Source organism: Actinomyces gaoshouyii (assembly GCF_002076915.1).
GTDB classification, from domain to species: domain Bacteria; phylum Actinomycetota; class Actinomycetes; order Actinomycetales; family Actinomycetaceae; genus Actinomyces; species Actinomyces gaoshouyii.
In genome coordinates this window covers 395,083-413,364 of record NZ_CP020468.1, presented here as the reverse complement: position 1 = coordinate 413,364, position 18,282 = coordinate 395,083, and the positions used below count along the sequence as shown (strand labels likewise).

The following is an 18,282-nucleotide window of genomic DNA, read 5'->3' as shown; positions in this document are numbered from 1 at the left end:
GGAGCGCGAGCGATTCATCGACAGCCGCCGGGCGACAGCCCCCATATCCATCGCCATATCCATCGCCAGATGACCACCACCGACTCAAGGAGAGAACCATGACCACCAGCCTCGCCGACTCGCCCCTGGCCCCCGCCTACGACCGCTCGGCCATCACCACCGGGATCGTCCACTTCGGCGTCGGGGGATTCCACCGCGCTCACCACGCCATGTACATAGACCGCCTCATGCGCGAGGGCAAGGCGCTGGACTGGGGCATCTGCGGTGTCGGGCTCCTCCCGGCCGACACCGCCATGCGCGACGCCCTGACAGGCCAGGACACCCTTTACTCGCTCACCCTCAAGCACCCCGACGGGCATCTCGAGCCCACGATCATCGGCTCCATCCACCGCTACCTGTACGCCCCCGAGGCCCGCGCGGAGGTGCTTGACGCGCTCACCGCGCCAACCACGCGGATCGTCTCCCTGACCGTCACCGAGGGCGGCTACAACATCGACGACGCCACCGGCGTCTTCCGCACCGACGCCGAGGGGGCGGTCCACGACGCCGCCAACCCCGGTGAGCCGACGACGGCGTTCGGCTACATCGTGGAGGCACTGCGCCGTCGCCGCGAGGAGGGCACCGCCCCATTCACGGTCATGAGCTGCGACAACCTGCCCGGCAATGGGAGGGTGGCCCGCGCCGCCGTCGTCTCCCAGGCCCGGATGAGCGACCCGGAGCTGGCCAACTGGATCGACACGAGCGTCTCCTTCCCCAACTGCATGGTGGATCGGATCACCCCCCGCACCACCGATGAGGACATCGCCCTGGTGCGCTCCGAGCTCGGCGTCGACGACGCCTGGCCGGTTGTGGCCGAGCCCTTCACCCAGTGGGTGCTTGAGGACGAGTTCCCCGCCGGGCGCCCTGCGTACGAGGAGGTCGGCGTGCAGATGGTGAGTGACGTCGTCCCTTACGAGCTCATGAAGCTCCGGCTGCTCAACGCCTCCCACCAGGCCCTGGCGCACTGGGGACGACCGCTGGGGATGACCTATGGGCACGAGGCCGCCGCCGACCCGCAGATCGCCGCCTGGACCCGCGCCTACCTGGAGCGCGAGGCCCTGCCGACGCTGCGCCCAGTGCCGGGTATCGATCTGCCCGCCTACGTGGACTCGCTATTCGAGCGCTTCACGAACGCGGCGATCGCCGACACCCTGGCGCGCCTGGCCTTCTTCGGCCCCTCGGGCATGCCCAAGTTCGTGCTGCCCACGATCCGGGAGAACCTCGAGGCGGGCCGCTCCATTCGCCTGGGCGCGGCGCTGTGTGCCGCCTGGGCCTGGTGCGCCGAGGGCGTCGACGAGACCGGCAGGCCGATCCCGGACGCCCAGGACCACCTGGAGGACTACGGCCGGCGCCAGCGCGACGGCGAGGAGGGCGCCTTCCTCACCAATGAGGAGGTCTTCTCCGACCTGGGCTCCGATGAACGGTTCCGCTCAGCCTTCCTCGCCGAGCTCGCCGCCATCAAGGAGCAGGGCGCGCGCGCCCGGATGGAGGCCACTCTCAGCGAGGACTGAGCCGCGGTCGCGGCTGCACGGTCCGGAAAGGCTCCCAGCGCGCCGATCCCCGGGATCGGGTCCGCCGGCGATACCGGAGGCCCCGGCACCCCTCCCCATCCTGGAGGGCGCCGGGGCCTCCGCACACCTCAGCGATTACACAGGCAAGCCTTGCCTTGCTATTTCAGCGGCCTCAGAGCATACTTCGACGTGCGCCAGACCTAGACCAAGGTCCCGGCATTGTCCGATCGCCGCAGCAGCCACCGCCCACTGCGGCACCACCAGCCGACAAAGAGGTAGCACTGTGGTGAAGCGCCAGTTCCCCAGACCATCCGAGATCTTCGAACTCCTGCAGTTCAAGTCCCCCGACTTCAACGCGCGCCGTCGCCGCCTTGCCGCAGCTCAGACGATCTGGGACCTTCGCACTATCGCCAAGCGCACCACACCCGCCGCCGCCTTCGATTACACCGACGGCTCCGCCGACGAGGAGATCTCCCTGCGCCGCGCCCGTCAGGCCTTCCGGGACATCGAATGGCACCCGGACATCCTGCGCCCCGCGCCGGAGACCGACACCTCCTGCTCCATCCTCGGCGGGCGCTCCTCACTCCCCTTCGGCATCGCCCCCACCGGATTCACCCGCCTCATGCAGACCGAGGGCGAGATCGCCGGGGCCACCGCCGCCGGCGCCGCGGGCATCCCCTTCAGCCTGTCCACGCTGGGGACCACGTCCATGGAGGATGTCGCCGCCGCCAATCCCAGCGGCCGCAACTGGTTCCAGCTCTACGTCACCCGCCAGCGTGAGATCTGCTACGGGCTGGTCGAGCGCGCGCAGAGGGCCGGCTTCGACACCCTCATGTTCACCGTGGACGTGCCCACCGCCGGGGCCCGCCTGCGGGACAAGCGCAATGGGTTCTCCATCCCGCCGCGGATCACCGCCGGAACGGTCCTCAACACGGCGATGTACCCGCGCTGGTGGTTCGATTTCCTGACCACCCCGAAGCTGGAGTTCGCGTCCCTGTCCTCCACCGACGGCACGGTGGGCGAGCTGCTCGACTCCGTCATGGACCCCACGATCTCCGACGACGACCTCGCCGTCATCCGCTCCATGTGGACGGGCAGGATCATCGTCAAGGGGGTCCAGAACGTGCAGGACTCCAAGCGGCTCGTCGACCTCGGCGTCGACGGGATCCTGCTGTCCAATCATGGCGGGCGCCAGATGGACCGCGCCCCCGTCCCCTTCCGCCTCCTGCCCGAGGTCCTGCGGGAGGTGGGCAAGGACACCACGGTCATGATCGACACCGGCATCATGCATGGTCAGGACATCATCGCCGCCGCCGCTCTGGGATCGAAGTTCTCACTGGTGGGCCGCGCCTACCTGTACGGCCTCATGGCCGGCGGCCGGGCCGGGGTGGACCGCATGATCGAGATTCTCGCCGATCAGATCGTGCGCACCATGCGCCTGCTCGGGGTCGCTACCATCGAGGAGCTAGAACCCCGTCACATCACCCAGCTCACCCGCCTCGTCCCCGTGAGCCGACAGGTCGCCGCGGCGGAGGCGAGCCTCAGCCGCTGAGGGCCACGGATCCACGGATCACGCCGGGCAAGGTCGGATCCCGGCCGATCGCCCCGACCGGCACCGCGTCCCGCCTCCAGGCTCCTCGCCTATGATGGGACCGCTCCGCCCCCGTTCCCGAACCAGATTGGATGCCCATGGCCCCCTCCATCACCAGTCGCGATGTCCAGCTCAAGGATTTCAGGAGGGTTCGCACGGGCTCCCGCTACGTCATCGAGGATGTGGACGCGACGATGGAGCGCGCCGCTCATGCCCTGCGCGCATGGGAGGGAAGGGGAGCGCCGACCCTCATGGCCTCGATGAGCACCGCCCCGGGAGGAAAGGACATCCTGACCGCCGATCGGCTGCTGAACACCCTATTCGACGACCTGTGGATGCCTTTCCGGACCGGTTACTCCCAGGAAGAGGTCGATGAATACCTCGATGAGGTGACCGAAGCGCTCAAGGATTGGGAATCGGGCGCACCGCGCTGAGGCGCCACCGGGCCGGCTCAGCCGCGCTTGACGATGGGGAAGGTGATCGTCTCACGGATCCCCTGGCCGGTCAGCGCCATCAGCAGGCGGTCGATGCCCATGCCCATGCCGCCGCAGGGCGGGAAGCCCTGCTCCATGGCAACGAGGAAGTCCTCGTCGAGAACCATGGCCTCCGGGTCACCGTTGGCCGCCGCGAGGGCCTGCGCCTCGAAGCGCTCGCGCTGAACCACCGGGTCGGCCAGCTCGGAGTAGGCGGTACCCAGTTCGAAGCCGCGCACGTACAGGTCCCACTTCTCCGTCAGTCCCGGCTTGGAACGGTGATAGCGGGTCAGCGGCGAGGTGTCCTCGGGGAAGTCGTAGACGAAGGTCGGGGCCCACAGGGAGTCGCCGACGGTCACCTCGAAGATGTCCTCGGCGATCTTGCCGGCCACCGCGTAGTCGTCGACCTCCAGGCCCAGCTTCTCGGCGATGCGGACGAGATCCTCACGCGGGGTGCCCACGGTGATCTCCTCGCCGACGGCCTCGGAGATGGAGGTGTAGAGGTCGATCTTCGCCCACTCGCCGGATAGGTCGTACTCGGTGCCATCCGCGAGTACGACGACCTCCCCGCCCTCGGGAAGGCCGAAGGCGTCACGGGCCGCCTGCTGGACGAGGTTGCGAGTCAGCTCCGCCATGCCGTTGTAGTCCGAGTAGGCCTCGTAGGCCTCCAGGGCGGCGAACTCCGGGGAGTGGGAGGAGTCGGCGCCCTCGTTGCGGAAGTTGCGGTTGATCTCGAACACGCGGTCCACGCCGCCCACGACCGCCCGCTTGAGATAGATCTCCGTGGCGATGCGCAGGTAGAGATCCATGTCGAAGGCGTTCATGTGGGTGACGAACGGGCGCGCGGCGGCGCCGCCGTGGATGACCTGGAGCATAGGGGTCTCCAGCTCCACGTAGTCGCGGCGGTGGAAGTTCTCGCGCAGGGAGCGCACGACGGCGGCGCGGATGCGCACCATGTCGCGGGCCGCCGGGCGGGTGAGGAGGTCGAGCTCGCGGCGGCGCACCCGCTGCTCCTCGGACAGGGTGACGGCCTCGCCGGCCTCGTTGGTCCAGGTCTTGGGCAGGGGGCGCAGGGCCTTGGAGGCGATGCGCCAGGCCGGGACCTCGAGGGCATCGTCGCCGGCGGCGGCGAGATCGTCGGCGCCATGGCCCTCGCACAGGAGCGGCTCGGCGAAGACGGAGAGCTCGCCGCGGCGGGAGGTGCCCACGTGGCCGTGGACGAAGAGGTGATCGCCGAGGTCGACGTCCGCCTTGAAAGCGGCGAGCGAGGAGTGCCCCCGGCCGGGCAATGACTTGGCCGACAGCATCGCCTGCAGAGTGGTGCCGGCGCCGTCGGCCAGAGTGACGAAGCAGAGCTTGCCGGTGTTGCGCAGGAAGACGACGCGGCCGGCCACACCCACGACGTCCTCGGTCTCCTCACCGGCGGCCAGGTCCGCGTACTTCGCGCGGACGGCGGCGATCGTGGTGGTCAGGGGGAGCTGGACGGGATAGGGGTCCCAGCCCTCGGCGCGCAGGCGCTCACGCTTGCCGGCGCGGATGGCGAACTGCTCACCGGGGCTCGGCTCGGCCTTGGACTGCTTCGGCCCGCCCTGCGCGGGGGGCTCAGCGGAGGGAGCAGCGGGGGGAGTCACAGGGGCGTCGGCCAGGGGGGATGCCTCGGGGGCAGTGGGGTTATCGTCGATCACAGCCCGAGTCTACGGCTCCTCCACGCGCGCCGGACCGGCCCGCACCGTGATCCGCGTCGAAGTCAGTCCGCAGGCTTGTGGATGACTGGCGTCCCGATCGGGGAGGCGCACTTGGATGAGCGCCCAAGACGCCGGCCGACGAGGACCTCGTGAACGATGAACTGGAGGCGATCGCGGTCGACGATGCCGCCCTGGGCCAGGGCGCCATCGTCGAGGAACTGCGGGATCCACTGACCAGCCGCTATGACGCCGGCGCCCGGAAACGACTGGAGGAGGTCGTGCCGAGGACGCGATCCCCTCCGGAGAGTCTCACCGCCCATCGAGCGGTGGCTGCCGATCACGCTGTTCCGCGAGATCGCAACGTTTCTCCGCCGGGGCAAGAGAAGCGTGCCGAGGCTGAGCGCGCAGAACCGCGTCGCGGCTCAGGCACGGGCCTCGGCGAGCGGAATGCCAGAGGGACACAGGCCCTGGAGGCGAGCGGCCGCCGAGTCCATGGGCACGCCTCCGGGCTCGGCGGAGCGCTCGACGATCCGGTTCCTGGCGTCGACGAAGACGACGCGCGGCTGGTAGGCACGGGCCTCCTCATCGCTCATCTGCCCGTAGGCGATGAGGATGATGACATCGCCCGGGCTGACCAGGTGGGCGGCGGCGCCGTTGACACAGATCTGGCCGCTGCCGCGCTCGCCGGGGATGACGTAGGTGGACAGGCGGTTGCCGTTGGCGCAATCGCAGATGTCCACCCGCTCACCGGGCAGGAGATCGGCGGCTTCAAGGAGCGCGGCATCCACGGTGATCGAGCCGACGTAGTCGAGGTCGGCCTGGGTGACGGTGGCGCGGTGGATCTTGGACGTCATCATCGTCCGGGTGCGGGTGCTCATCGCGAATCAGCCTAGACGGCCGCAGGGGCGGCACCAGCCCCCGGATGAGAGGTCTGCACCACTATCGCCGGTGCCGTCCTTGCGGTCTCGGCCAGGATTCGCGGTCTCGGCCCCGCTTCGCGCCCTCATCCTCGCCGTTTGAAGGCGCGAAGCGGGGCCAGCCGGTATGTGAGGCCCGAGGGCGCAGGCATCAGCGCCGGTCAGCACGTCAGGGGCACACGGGCGTTGTCGATGAGGCGGGTGGCGCCCACGCGGGCCGCGAGCGCGAGCAGTCCCTGGCGCGGCTCGGCCTGCGCCTGCTCCTCCCGCGTCTTGGGGCCCGCGGCCAGCCCGAGCCCGGCGCCCGCCAGGTCCACGAAGGTCTCCGGGTCCACGAGCGCGACGTAGTCGACCTCGACGCCGGGCGCAGTCTCCAGGTGGGTCAGCGCGGCGGTGCGGATGCGCGACGCGTCCGCCCCCGCGTCGGCCGCCGCCCGGCCGGCCTCCAGGGCTTGGGACAGGGCGAGAGCCTGCCGGCGCTGCTCGGGGCCGAGATAGGCGTTGCGCGAGCTCATGGCCAGGCCATCGGGTTCACGACGGATGTCCACTGCCACGATCTCCACGGGCACGGCGAGGTCGCGGACCATGGCGCTGACGATGGCGAGTTGTTGGGCGTCCTTGCGCCCGAACATCGCCCACCTGGGGGCCGTCAGGTGCAGGAGGGCGAGCACCACCTGGCACACGCCGCCGAAGTGCGTGGGCCGTGAGCGCCCCTCCAGGACTGTGGCGATGGGGCCGGGGTCGATGCGCACTCCCGGCTCGCCTCCCGGGTACATGACCTCGGGGGTGGGTGCGAAGACGATGAGCCTGCCCACGCGCAGGGCACCGTCATCCCTCGTGAGCGCGCCGGTGAGCCCGGCGACGTCGGCCTCGAGGGTGCGCGGGTAGGCGTCGAGATCCTCACCGGGGGCGAACTGGAGGGGGTTGACGAAGATGGTGACGACGACGGTCCCGAACTCCCCCACGCGGCGCGCGGCCTCGATGACGAGATCGAAGTGGCCCTGGTGGAGGGCGCCCATGGTCATGACAACGGCGCGCGGCGCGGCATCGCCCGCGAGGGCGTCGGCGAGCTCCGCGCGAGTGCGGGCCAGGACAGCGGGGGACGGTACGACGGAGCCGGTCATGGCGTTCACACTACTGCGCCCGGGCCGATCCGCGCCCGGGCGCGCCTCGCGGGGGTCGGACCGCTGACGGGGCGCGCGAGCCGGGCGCGAACGGGCGCCGTTGCTCGTCAGGCCCCCGACTCACCGGCCTCCAGCGCGCGTCTGATGGCGTCGGCCCGCTCGGCGCCGAGCGCTCCGGCGGACTCTCTGCGGTCCGCGGTGGCACGGGCCAGCGCCCGGTAGGTGGCGGTGACATCGCTGAGACCGTGGCCCGAGGAGTCCTCCAGCGCTTCGAGGGCGGTCAGGTGGCGGGTGATCGTGCCCGCGTCCCCCCGGGCGATGGGTCCGGTGAGAGAGGATTCCCCCTCGTGTAGGGCTCCGTCGAGCGCGGCGGTGAGCAGTGGGCGAAGAGTGGCGGCGCCATCGGGGACACCAGCGGCCTCCAGGGCGCGCACGGCCTGGGTGACGAGGGTGACGAGATGGTTGGCGCCGTGGGCTAGTGCGGCGTGGTAGGCGGGTCGCGCGGATTCCTCCAGGACGAAGGGCTCGCCACCGAGCTCGACGGCGAGGGCCTGGGCGATTGGCAGGACGGCGGCGGGCGCGGTGACGGCCATGGGGCATCCGGTGAGGCGGGCGAGGTCCGTGGACCAGCCGCTGAAGGTCATGGCCGGGTGGATCGCCAGGGGGATCGCCCCGCACAGGCGCGCGGGCTCGAGAATGGCGATGCCGTGCGTGCCCGAGGTATGGACGACGAGCTGGCCCGGCTGCCAGCGGCGCAGGTCGGCCAGGCCCTGGACGAGGGGTCCCAGGGCGTCATCGGGGATGGCGAGGAGGATGAGCTCGGCGCGCTCGACGATGCTCTCAACCTCCAGGATGGGCACGCCGGGCAGGAGCATCTCGGCACGCTCGCGCGAGGCCTGGGAGACGGCGTGGACACCGACGACCTGATGCTCGACGGCGCGCAGGGCCGAACCGAGAACCGCTCCCACGCGCCCGGCGCTGATGACCCCCACCCCGAGGCGCCCGGGGCGGGCCGCTCCCCCTGCCTGAGAGGGGGCGGGGGACTCGGGGTTGTCGGGTGAAGATGCGTCGCTCATGGCCGGGATCGTCTCACGATATGGAGGCGGTGACGCGGGAGAGCCAGCGGTCGAGGTGCTCATCGTGGCCCCGCCTCGCCATCCGCGCGGCGATGAGCGCCGAGAGCTCGGTGACGTGCTGGGCGTCGAGATTCGACAGGATGACGGGCACATCGGAGTCGACCATGTCGAATCGGAGGGTCGCCAGGCCGCAGCGCCGCGCGAGGGGCCCCTGGAGGACGCGGAAGGACTGGATGCGCTCGTAGGGGATGACGCTCACGCGCCGTGCCCAGCGGTTGAGGCGCAGGATGACGCAGGTACCGGTCAGGGCGATGGCCTTGCGGCGCCAGGCGATCGGGTTGAAGAGCCGGGCGCGGCGGGGCACGCCGATGAAGCCGCGCTCCGCCGAGCCGATGGGCGCGGCGGCGGGACCGGCACCGGCACCGTCGATGCCGCTCAGAGCCGCGGCGAGGAGAGCATCGGGGTCGGGGGTCCCCAGGTCGGGCACCACCAGCCACAGGGCCCGCAGAGCATGGTCACGCGGGCCGACGGGCAGCAGCCGCGTGAAGACCTTCTTCGCGCCTTTCGATGCGGAGGGGGTGACAGCGCGGCCGGCCACGGTCGCGTCCACGCGCCACCAGTCCTTGCCCCGCCACAGCACCGACTGGACGAGCCCGACGGCGTGCACGCGTCCCGGGGGCAGCGTCGTCGAGGTCGCATCGGTGAGGCCGTAGCGCATGCGGATGCCCGCGGGGGTCGCCGCGGCTCGGAATCCCCAGCCACGGGCGAGGGAGCTCCACTGCAGGGAGATGAGGGTCATGGGGATTGTGAAGAGGCCCGTGATGATGGGCAGAATGGCGAGGACGTCTGCCCCCGTCCGCAGGATGAAGAGCAGCCCGATAGCCGCGAAGAGGACGGCCGTGAGTATGGAGGCCGTTGTCCCGGAGCGCATGAGGGAGGCGATGAGGACACGGGGCTCGACGGCGTAGAGGGGGTGCTCGGCCTCGTCCAGGACGCCCTCGGAGACGCGGGGGAAGCCCACGGCATCCTCGAAGCCCTTGGCCCCAGCTCCCATACCGGCGCCCGCCGGGGACGGGGCGCCGGGCAATGCCCCTGCGGTGCTGGCGCCCGCGGCGAGGTCGAGAATCTCACGCCGCAGCGCCTCGAGCTGGCGGGTGCGCACGTAGCCGATGAGGACCTTGGAGTCCGCGCCGCCGGCGACCTCGACGGAGAGCTGCCCCAGGCCGACGATGCGCCCGAGCAGCGGGTGGGTGATGTCAATGCTCTGGATGCGCGGCAGCCGGGCGATCCGCAGTTGCTTGGCGAGGATCCCTGAGCGCAGGTAGACGGCGTCGGCGTCGACGGCGTAGCTCATCGCCCGCCACGACAGGAACGGGAGCGCGAGGATGACGAGCACGATCAGGCCGAGAATGATCGCGGCGCCGATGAGCCAGGTCGTGGGGTCGCCTCCGGAGACGTCGGCCGCCCAGCCGCGCGCGGTCTGGATGTATTGACCGGGTTCGACCTCGCGCAACTCGCGGTAGAGCTCGATCACGCGCTCGATGTCGTCCAGCGCCCGCCAGGAGACGATGGCGATGAGGGCGGCGACGACCCTCCACCCGCGGACCAGCGGGGTGATGGGATGGACGCGGCGCCAGCTCAGACCCTTGGGGAGACTCATGGCGCGCCGGCGGGCGCTCTTCGGCACGGCGCCCCTCGCGCGCCGGTGGCGAGCGGCGCCGGTCCTGGCCGGGCTCGGGCCGCTGGAGGAGGCGCCGCCCGCCTCGGCGGCCCCGCTCACAGGCCGGCCATCCTCTCCTCGCCGCGCTCGGCGAGGATCTGGCGCAGGTGCTCGGCCTCGGCCACGGGCAGTCCGTTGATGGTGGCATCGGTGCCGGCGCTCGCGGTGTGGAGCTTGACCTCGGCGATGCCCAGGCGGCGTGCGATGGGCCCCTGGGAGGTGTCGACGTACTGCATGCGGCCATAGGGGATGACGGACATTCGGCGCCACATGATCCCCTTGCGCCACAGGAGGTGCTCCCCGGCCAGGGCGTAGCCCATGGCCCGCACCTGGCGGGGGATCATCCACAGCAGCCAGGCGAGGATGACGATCGCGGCGCCGGTTCCCGCCCAGAACCAGGGGCTCACAAGGACCGCGGGGATGGCGAATCCCGCGGCCGGGAGGAGCAGGAGGAAGAGGGCCGCCATGACACGAGCGGTGGCCAGGGAGGGCGAGACCGGGGAGAAGGAGACGCCCTGGGGAGCGAAGGGCCCTCCTACACCGGAGGCGGCGCCAGCCAGACGGGAGGTCCTGGGCGCGGCGGGCCGGCGCTGATCGGCGGGGCCTGGGATCGATTGGGCGGTCATGCGGCGGCCCCGGGGGTGGCGGCGCCGCCCGATCGCGCGGAGCCGGTGGGACGATCATCGTCGTCGGAGGAGTCGATGGCGCACCAGTGCTCGACGAGGAGGCCGACACCGCACCAGGCCGCGCAGGCGGCCAGGCAGAGTCCACTGGTGAGGGCCAGGTCGCTCATCGCCGGTGAGGCGGGAGCGAGGAGCGCACAGGCCAGCCCCCCTGCGTAGACGCCGCCGATGCAGGAGCCCGCCAGTGCGGAGGCCTGCGCGCCGGCGGCGGTCGCGGCGGCGCCGGTGGGGGTGATCCAGGTCGCCTGCCGAGCGCGCAGGCGCCTCACCGCGAGCCCTGCGACGAGGATGACCATGGCGATGACGAGGCCTGTCGCCGCGCCCCACGCGGTGAGGACCGGGATCCAGCCGCGGCTGCGCAGCATGAGATCGAGGGCGACCAGGGAGAGGACGGTCGTCGTGGCGGAGCACGCGAGGACCGCCGTCCAGCGCGTGCGGCGCATCAGTTCCCCTGCCCGCCTCGGCCGATGACGTCCTCCCAGCCGGAGGAGGCCGACCACGTGTGGTCATCCGAGCGCTGGGGGCCCGCAGCCCTTCTCCCGTCCTGCGGAGCCTGGCCCGGTCGGCCGGGCTGTCCCGGCGCGGCCCCGCTGATCGGCTCCGCGACCTGCGGGGCCTGATCGACGAAGGGGCTGGGGGCGGGCGGCGCGGGCGGCACCGGCGCGGAGGGGGCACCGGGCATCCCGGGGCCGGGGGGCGCGGCGTCGGCGCTCGAGGGGTCCTGGGCGAGAGCGTCCTTGATCATGGAGGCGGGGACGGTCTCACTGAAGGGCTCCTCCTCGTCCCCCACGAGGGCGGCCGACGGCGCGGACAGGAAGTCGGGGACGTCCTGCGGCTGCGAGGCCCGCTCGCCGGCGCCGACCTTCTGCGAGGAGTCCGCAAGGGCGTCGGCGGGCACGTACTGGCCGGTGGGGAGCTTGGGCAGGGCGTCGGAGTCGATCCAGTCCAGGGCGAGCCAGCGGATTCCGTCGCGGTCCGGGGCCTGTTCCGCCAGGGCGGCGACGCTCTGGCCGTCGATCTCGGCGAAGGCGTCCGCCTGGGACCAGGGCAGCAGCACGAAGGAGCGGCTGGTGGCGCGCGGGTGCGGGAGGATGAGCTCGGGGTCGGCCGAGCGAAGGTCGGAGTAGGTGATGACGTCGGCGTCGAGGGTGCGCGGGCCCTTCGGCTCCAGGCGCACGCGCCCGGCATCGGCCTCCAGGCGCCGGCAGAGGGCCAGGACATCCTTCGCGGACAGGCTCGTGCGGGCGAGGATCACCGTGTTGAGGTAGTCGGGCTGCTCGCCGGCGCCGGGCTCGATGACGGCGGCGGTGCGCGCCAGAGGGGCGATGGCCGTCACCTCGACGCCCTCGGTGCTCTGGAGGGTGCGGACGGCGCGTCGCAAGCTGGGGACGACCTCACCAAGATTGCCCCCCAGGCCGATGACAACGGGCACCGGGGCCGTGGGGGCCTCCGCGAGGGGGTCGACGGCGGGCCCGGCGGGAAGGGGGGCCGCCTCCGCGACCACGGCGTGGCCGGGCTCAACATCCTGGTACTGGGACACGGCGGAGGAGCCGGCTCCGATCGGGGAGTCGGTGTCCTCACCGCTCGCGGCGGGGGCCGGGGAGGCGATGCGATCATCTCCGGGCCGGGCGGGTGAGCCCATGCCGAGCGGGGCGGGCGTGGCGTGGGAGGCCGCATCGTCGATGGGGGTCGTAGCCCCAGGATCGTGAGCGCCGGCATCGTAGGCGGGCGCGACGCCGTCGAAGCCCGCCCCCTCGGCCCGGTTCTCATGGGAATCCTCGCCCGGATCGCCTCCGACGGGCTCAGCGGTGCTGAACGGGACCGCGGCCCAGGCCTCGTCCACGGAGCCGGCCCGGAGGGGGCCGGCCTGCCCGAAGTGGTCGACCGTGCCCTCTCCGAGGTCGCCAACGGGCGGGACGGGGGGCTGCGCCGGCTCGGGAGCGCTGGAGCCCTGGGCGAGAGGGGCCTCGGGCACGCCGGTCCTGGAATCGTCGACCGCGTCGAGGCGACCGGTGAGGGCGCCCGGGTACGGGGGCGCGTCGTTGATCGGCTCGGCCGCGGGCGCGCCGGCGGGCGCCGAGGGGACGGACGGCGCGGACGGCAGTGGAAGACTCGCCCTGGGCAGTGGGGGCTCCGAGGCGTCGGCGGCGGCCGCGCAGGGAGCCGCCGACGGCGCGCTCGCAACGACCGGAGCACTGGCCGCCGCGGGCGCGCTCGTCGCCGAGGAGAGCACGGAGGCCGCCGCCTCGGACAGGCGCGTGATGGTGACGGAGACGTCGTCGAAGGCAACCTCGAGGGGCGCGTTGGGCTTGTGGATCGTGACCTCCACGGCCATGACGCGGGGGAAGGCGAGGACCGTCTCGCTGATCCGCTCGGCGAGGGTCTCCAGGAGGGCCACGGGCTCGCCCTCGATGAGCGCGACCACCGCGTTGGCGACCGCCGAGTAGTCCAGGGCGTCGTTGAGGGAGTCGGTCACCGCGGCGACGGCGGTGCCGCGCGGGCCGAGGTCGAGGGCGATATCAGCGGTGAAGATCTGCCCCTCGGAGCGCTCGAAGGGGAGGACTCCGTGGTAACCGCGGGCGGACAGGCCGGTGAGGCGGATCCTGTCGGAGGAGAAGGAGGTGACGGTGCTCATCGGGGGTCCTTCCAGAGGGAGGCGGTGCGGATGGCATCCCGGTTGGCCGGGATCTCGTGGACTCTCACGGCCCAGGCCCCGGCTGCGGCCGCCAGGGCGGTGGTGGCGGCAGTGGCGGCGTCGCGCCCCGTGGGCTCGGCGCCCGGCGGCGCGGCCGCGGCGAGGAAGCGCTTGCGGGAGGAGCCGATGAGGACGGGCAGGCCCAGATCCTCGCGCAGGCGGGCGGTGGCGGCCAGGAGCTCCCAGGACTGCGGGTGGGTCTTGGCGAAGCCCAGCCCGGGGTCGACGACGATCTGGGAGTCGCGCGCGCCCGCGGCGGCCAGGGAGTCGAGGCGCCGGCGCAGCTCGGCCTCCACTCCGGCGACGACGCCCTCCGGGTAATCGGTGAGCTCATTCATGGTCTCCGGCGTGCCGCGCCAGTGCTGGCAGATGTAGACGGCGCCGGAGGAGGCCACGAGGGGGTGCATGGCGGGATCGGCCAGGCCCCCGGAGACGTCGTTGATGATGAGGGCGCCGGCGTCGAGGGCGGCGGCCGCAGTGGAGGCGTGGATGGTGTCCACGGAGACGACGGCGCCCTCGGCGGCGAGCGGGCGGATGACCGGCAGGACGCGCTCGGCCTCGTCGGCCGGGCTGATGGGGGTGGCGCCGGGCCGGGTGGATTCCCCGCCGATGTCGAGGATGTCCGCACCCTGGGCCAGCAGCTCGCGCGCGTGGGCGATGGCGGCCTCGGGGGTGGACCAGCGGCCGCCATCGGAGAAGGAGTCCGGGGTGACGTTGACGATCCCCATGAGGAGGCACCGGCCGTCGGCGAGCGAGCCGGGTAGTGGTTCCGGCCTGAGTCGGGGGGCGTCCTGATGCTCGGTCACCACCCCAGGCTAACGGTTCTCAGCCGGGATGGGCTGTTCCACCGGCCACTGTGAGCGCCGGCTCGCCCCGGAGAGCGCTGCGAGCGGGTAGGGAGCGGCTGTCCATCGAAAGGCTGAGATGAGCCCGCCGCCCCCCACAATCGCAGTATTCCCAAGGATCTCACGCGCTTCTAACATCAGCGGCGTCCGATCATCCACTGACTCGAGGAGTCGAGCGCCCCATGAGCGTTATCGAATCGCAGCGCATCACCCCAGGAGCCGGCCCGTGCTCGAGGCCGGGGCCCCTGCGCGGCCTTCACCGTTCCCGACTCCAACGCCTTCATGCTACGTGCGGTGCCAACGCTGGAGGTTCCTGAGATCCAGCGCCGACGCTGCTGAGCCCCACCCGCGCCTCAGTGCCTCCCGCCCTGGATGAGGCTCATCGCCTCGGCGCGGGTGGCGGCGTTGCGCAGCTGGCCGCGCACCGCCGAGGTGACGGTGTTGGCCCCGGGCTTGCGCACGCCCCGCATGGACATGCACAGGTGCTCGGCCTCGACGACGACGAGCACTCCGGAGCACTCCAGGCGCTCCACGAGGGCGTCGGCGATCTGTGCGGTGAGTCTCTCCTGAACCTGGGGTCGGCGCGCGTAGCCCTCCACGAGCCGCGCGAGCTTGCTCAGCCCGGTGACCCTCCCCCGCCCCCCGGGCAGGTAGGCGACGTGGGCGACGCCGTGGAAGGGCAGGAGGTGGTGCTCGCACACGGAGTACATGGGGATGTCGCGCACGAGGACCATCTCGTGGTGGCCGACCTCGAAGACCCGCTCCACGTGCTTGCCCGGGTCCTCATCGAGCCCCGCGAAGAGCTCGGCGTAGGCACGGGCCATCCTCTCAGGGGTCTCCCGCAGGCCCTCGCGGTCCGGATCCTCGCCGACGGCGGTCAGCAGGTCGCGCACAGCGCGGCGCACGCCCTCGGCGTCGTAGGTCATGCGCGGGGGCCCTCGGAGCCCACCGTGGTATCAGTGCGCATCGCCGTGTCGGCCCCGGCGGCGGGGCGGCGCGGGAAGCGCGATCCGGTGAAGGAGCCGGCAACGCCCTCGGGCAGGACGAGGCTCTCATCGGCGGACCACAGGGGTCGCTCGGGCTGCTTGACGACGGGGGCGAAGATCTCCTCCAGCTCCTTCTCCAGGAGGGTCTCCTTCTCCAGGAGCTGGGTGGCCAAGTCCTCCAGGACATCGCGGTTGCGGGTGAGGATCTCCCAGGCCTCCCGGTGGGCGGCGTCGAGGAGAGCGCGGACCTCGGCGTCGACCTGGGCGGCGACGGCCTCGGAGAAGTCCCGGTTGGTGGCGGACAGTCCCAGGACGGTCTCGTTCTCGGTGGTGCCGAGCTTGATGGCCCCGACACTGCGGGTCATGCCGAAGTCGGTGACCATGCGGCGGGCGGTGCCGGTGGCCTTCTCGATGTCGTTGGAGGCGCCGGTGGTGGGGTCGCGGAAGACGATCTCCTCCGCCGCGCGCCCGCCCATGGCGTAGACGAGCTGGTCGAGGAGCTCGTTGCGGGTGGTGGAGTACTTGTCGTCCGCGGGCATGACCATCGTGTAGCCCAGGGCCTTGCCGCGCGGCAGGATCGTCACCTTCGTCACCGGGTCCGAGTAGGCGCCGGCGGCGGCGCACAGGGCGTGGCCGGCCTCGTGATAGGCGGTGACGGCCTTCTCATGGTCGTTCATGACGCGAGTGCGCTTCTGGGGACCGGCGATGACGCGGTCGATGGCCTCGTCCAGGGCGCGGTTGTCGATGAGCTGCGCGTTGGAGCGGGCGGTGAGCAGGGCGGCCTCATTGAGGACGTTGGCCAGGTCCGCGCCGGTGAAGCCGGGGGTCCGCTTGGCGACCTGGTCGAGGTCGACGTCGCCGGTCATGGGCTTTCCCTTGGCGTGGACCCTGAGGATGGCGGCGCGCCCGGCCATGTCGGGGGCCTCCACGGAGACCTGGCGGTCGAAGCGACCGGGGCGCAGGAGCGCGGGGTCGAGGACATCGGGCCGGTTGGTCGCGGCGATGAGGATGACATTGGTGGTGGCGTCGAAACCGTCCATCTCGACGAGGAGCTGATTGAGGGTCTGCTCTCGCTCGTCGTGGCCGCCGCCCATGCCGGAGCCGCGGTGGCGCCCGACGGCGTCGATCTCGTCGACGAAGATGATGGCGGGGGCGTTCTCCTTGGCCTGCTCGAACAGGTCGCGCACGCGCGAGGCGCCCACGCCGACGAACATCTCGACGAATTCCGAGCCGCTCATGGAGAAGAAGGGCACGCCGGCCTCACCCGCCACGGCCTTGGCGAGCAGGGTCTTGCCCGTCCCGGGAGGACCGTAGAGGAGGACGCCCTTGGGGATCTTGGCGCCGACGGCCTGGAACTTCTCCGGCTCGGAGAGGAACTCGCGGATCTCCTCGAGCTCCTCGACGGCCTCGTCCTCGCCGGCGACGTCGTCGAAGGTGACGTCGGGCATCTCCTTGGAGCCGATCTTGGCCTTGGACTTGCCGAAGCTGAGGGGACCGCTGGAGCCGCCGGAGACGCGGTTCATGAGGAACCAGAGCAGACCCAAGAAGAAGAGCATGGGCAGCGTGATCTGGAGCAGGGAGCTCCACCAGGAGCTGGTGGGGACCACCGAGTTGAAGCCGCCGACGGGCGCGGCCTTCTGAACGAGCTCGTTGACCTGGCCGGCCTGGGCGTCGGTGTAGGTGAACTGGACCTTGTCACCGACCTGCCGATCCTGCTGGTCGGGAAGCTTGGCCTTGACGGTGTAGGGGGCGGCGAGGTCGAGCTCGACACGGTTGATGCGGTCGATGACGGTGATCGACTTGATGGTGGTGCCGTCGTTGAGGATGGTCAGACCGTCGGAGGTGTCGATGGCGCGGTAGCCGCTGAGCGAGGAGTAGAGGGCCCAGATGAGAACGGCGACGAGCACGATGGGGGCGGCCCACACGAAGGGGCTGCCGAGGGCGCCCTTGCGCTTGCGGTTCTTCTTGTCGCCGCGACCGGAGGGGTCGCGGCGGTCGCTGTTGCCGCCCCGGCCCCCGGAGGGAGTGGGCTTGGGGCTCTGGCCAGGCTTCTTCATCGGCGGTGCGTCCCTTCAACGTACCCGGAGCGTCATTCCGGTCAGACGCTATCCCATGAGGCTGCGGATCACCTCACCCGCTCCCCTCCCGTTCGCGCCGGGCGTGCCGGGGAAGGAGGGCACCGGAGAGGGATGGGCCGGAGCGGGGCGCCGGCGGTGGCACGGAACGCGTTGCCGACGCGCCTCCCGGTTGAGAACGCTCTCCGGGCGCACGTCGGCAACCCCGGAGAACATCGGCAACCGCAGGGCACGCCCTTACTGCCGCGCAACGCCCACAGCGCGCCGTCGTTCCCGTCAGCCCTCGTAGACCTCGGGTCGCAAGGTGGCGATGAAGGGCAGGTTGCGGTAGCGCTCGGCGTAGTCGAGGCCGTAGCCGACGACGAACTCATTGGGGATGTCGAAGCCCACGTACTTGACATCGACCTCCACCTTCATCGCCTCCGGTTTGCGCAGGAGCGTGGCGATCTCCACACTCGCCGCGCCCCTACTGGTGAGGTTGCCCAGCAACCAGGACAAGGTGAGCCCGGAGTCGATGATGTCCTCCACGATGAGCACGTGGCGGCCGGTGAGGTCCGTGTCGAGGTCCTTGAGGATGCGCACGACGCCCGAGGACTTCGTGCCCGAGCCGTAGGACGACACGGCCATCCAATCCATGGGCGTGCTGCGGCGCAGGCGCCGCGACAGGTCCGCCATGACGTACACGGCGCCCTTGAGCACGCCCACCAGCAGCAGGTCCTCGCCCGCGTAGTCGGCGTCAATCCTCTCTGCCATGTCATCCAGCCGGCTCTCGATCTCCTCGCGCGAGATCAGCACCTGCTGGAATTCGGTTCCCATGTCGGCGGCTTCCACGCCCTCATCCTCTCTCTCCGCGCCGATGATC

At 71.4% G+C, this 18,282-nt stretch carries 15 protein-coding genes; 3 read left to right on the top strand and 12 right to left on the bottom strand.

Features of this window, described 5'->3' with window-relative positions:
- Positions 1–98: 98 nt before the first annotated feature.
- From B6G06_RS01625 to B6G06_RS01615, 3 genes are all read left to right on the top strand, one after another.
- A complete protein-coding gene (locus tag B6G06_RS01625) occupies positions 99–1,550 on the top strand; it encodes a mannitol dehydrogenase family protein (RefSeq protein ID WP_080462571.1) in 1,452 nt (483 codons plus the stop codon).
- A 283-nt stretch (positions 1,551–1,833) separates the two neighbouring features.
- Positions 1,834–3,102 carry an alpha-hydroxy acid oxidase gene (locus B6G06_RS01620; protein WP_080462572.1) on the top strand — a complete coding sequence of 423 codons (1,269 nt, stop codon included), beginning with the start codon at positions 1,834–1,836 and terminating at the stop codon, positions 3,100–3,102.
- 137 nt (positions 3,103–3,239) lie between these two features.
- A complete protein-coding gene (locus B6G06_RS01615) occupies positions 3,240–3,575 on the top strand; it encodes a DivIVA domain-containing protein (RefSeq protein ID WP_158082824.1) in 336 nt (111 codons plus the stop codon).
- Positions 3,576–3,592: 17 nt separating this feature from the next.
- Here B6G06_RS01615 and B6G06_RS01610 read toward each other — a convergent pair whose 3' ends face one another.
- The 12 genes from B6G06_RS01610 to hpt form a co-directional block, all read right to left on the bottom strand.
- Positions 3,593–5,245, bottom strand: a complete 1,653-nt coding sequence (locus B6G06_RS01610; RefSeq protein WP_229657965.1) for a lysine--tRNA ligase — start codon at positions 5,243–5,245, stop codon at positions 3,593–3,595.
- Between the two features lie 476 nt (positions 5,246–5,721).
- Positions 5,722–6,177, bottom strand: a complete 456-nt coding sequence (panD, locus tag B6G06_RS01600) for an aspartate 1-decarboxylase (protein WP_080462575.1) — start codon at positions 6,175–6,177, stop codon at positions 5,722–5,724.
- A gap of 200 nt (positions 6,178–6,377) precedes the next feature.
- Positions 6,378–7,340 (bottom strand): pantoate--beta-alanine ligase, encoded by a 963-nt coding sequence (panC, locus tag B6G06_RS01595; protein ID WP_080462611.1) that lies wholly within the window; start codon positions 7,338–7,340, stop codon positions 6,378–6,380.
- A gap of 107 nt (positions 7,341–7,447) precedes the next feature.
- Positions 7,448–8,416: a Rossmann-like and DUF2520 domain-containing protein gene (locus B6G06_RS01590; RefSeq protein ID WP_080462576.1), complete on the bottom strand. Its 969-nt coding sequence runs from the start codon at positions 8,414–8,416 to the stop codon at positions 7,448–7,450.
- A gap of 13 nt (positions 8,417–8,429) precedes the next feature.
- Positions 8,430–10,196, bottom strand: coding sequence for a PH domain-containing protein (locus B6G06_RS01585; protein WP_240494074.1), 1,767 nt, complete (start codon positions 10,194–10,196; stop codon positions 8,430–8,432).
- The gene (locus B6G06_RS01580; RefSeq protein ID WP_081170627.1) at positions 10,193–10,762 is read right to left on the bottom strand and encodes a PH domain-containing protein; all 570 of its coding nucleotides are present in this window, start codon (positions 10,760–10,762) and stop codon (positions 10,193–10,195) included. The genes B6G06_RS01585 and B6G06_RS01580 overlap by 4 nt, the downstream gene beginning before the upstream one ends.
- Positions 10,759–11,262: a DUF3180 family protein gene (locus B6G06_RS01575; RefSeq protein ID WP_080462578.1), complete on the bottom strand. Its 504-nt coding sequence runs from the start codon at positions 11,260–11,262 to the stop codon at positions 10,759–10,761. Before B6G06_RS01575 ends, B6G06_RS01580 begins: the two co-directional genes overlap by 4 nt.
- Positions 11,262–13,454 carry a 2-amino-4-hydroxy-6-hydroxymethyldihydropteridine diphosphokinase gene (gene folK / locus B6G06_RS01570; protein ID WP_081170625.1) on the bottom strand — a complete coding sequence of 731 codons (2,193 nt, stop codon included), beginning with the start codon at positions 13,452–13,454 and terminating at the stop codon, positions 11,262–11,264. The genes B6G06_RS01575 and folK overlap by 1 nt, the downstream gene beginning before the upstream one ends.
- Complete coding sequence (folP, locus tag B6G06_RS01565) at positions 13,451–14,320, bottom strand: dihydropteroate synthase (protein ID WP_081172133.1); 870 nt, start codon at positions 14,318–14,320, stop codon at positions 13,451–13,453. The genes folK and folP overlap by 4 nt, the downstream gene beginning before the upstream one ends.
- A 392-nt stretch (positions 14,321–14,712) precedes the next feature.
- Positions 14,713–15,285 (bottom strand): GTP cyclohydrolase I FolE, encoded by a 573-nt coding sequence (gene folE / locus B6G06_RS01560; RefSeq protein ID WP_080462581.1) that lies wholly within the window; start codon positions 15,283–15,285, stop codon positions 14,713–14,715.
- Positions 15,282–17,402 carry an ATP-dependent zinc metalloprotease FtsH gene (gene ftsH, locus B6G06_RS01555; protein ID WP_081170623.1) on the bottom strand — a complete coding sequence of 707 codons (2,121 nt, stop codon included), beginning with the start codon at positions 17,400–17,402 and terminating at the stop codon, positions 15,282–15,284. The genes folE and ftsH overlap by 4 nt, the downstream gene beginning before the upstream one ends.
- 294 nt (positions 17,403–17,696) lie before the next feature.
- Positions 17,697–18,251: a hypoxanthine phosphoribosyltransferase gene (gene hpt / locus B6G06_RS01550; protein WP_080462583.1), complete on the bottom strand. Its 555-nt coding sequence runs from the start codon at positions 18,249–18,251 to the stop codon at positions 17,697–17,699.
- Between the last annotated feature and the right edge of the window lie 31 nt (positions 18,252–18,282).

Excerpts from the sequence above, each read along its gene's own strand:
- panD (WP_080462575.1), bottom strand. The coding sequence starts at position 6,177 with ATGAGCACCCGCACCCGGACGATGATGACGTCCAAGATCCACCGCGCC.
- ftsH (WP_081170623.1), bottom strand. The coding sequence starts at position 17,402 with ATGAAGAAGCCTGGCCAGAGCCCCAAGCCCACTCCCTCCGGGGGCCGG.
- B6G06_RS01575 (WP_080462578.1), bottom strand. The coding sequence starts at position 11,262 with ATGCGCCGCACGCGCTGGACGGCGGTCCTCGCGTGCTCCGCCACGACG.
- B6G06_RS01615 (WP_158082824.1), top strand. The coding sequence starts at position 3,240 with ATGGCCCCCTCCATCACCAGTCGCGATGTCCAGCTCAAGGATTTCAGG.
- panC (WP_080462611.1), bottom strand. The coding sequence starts at position 7,340 with ATGACCGGCTCCGTCGTACCGTCCCCCGCTGTCCTGGCCCGCACTCGC.
- B6G06_RS01580 (WP_081170627.1), bottom strand. The coding sequence starts at position 10,762 with ATGACCGCCCAATCGATCCCAGGCCCCGCCGATCAGCGCCGGCCCGCC.
- folK (WP_081170625.1), bottom strand. The coding sequence starts at position 13,454 with ATGAGCACCGTCACCTCCTTCTCCTCCGACAGGATCCGCCTCACCGGC.
- B6G06_RS01625 (WP_080462571.1), top strand. The coding sequence starts at position 99 with ATGACCACCAGCCTCGCCGACTCGCCCCTGGCCCCCGCCTACGACCGC.
- B6G06_RS01590 (WP_080462576.1), bottom strand. The coding sequence starts at position 8,416 with ATGAGCGACGCATCTTCACCCGACAACCCCGAGTCCCCCGCCCCCTCT.
- folE (WP_080462581.1), bottom strand. The coding sequence starts at position 15,285 with ATGACCTACGACGCCGAGGGCGTGCGCCGCGCTGTGCGCGACCTGCTG.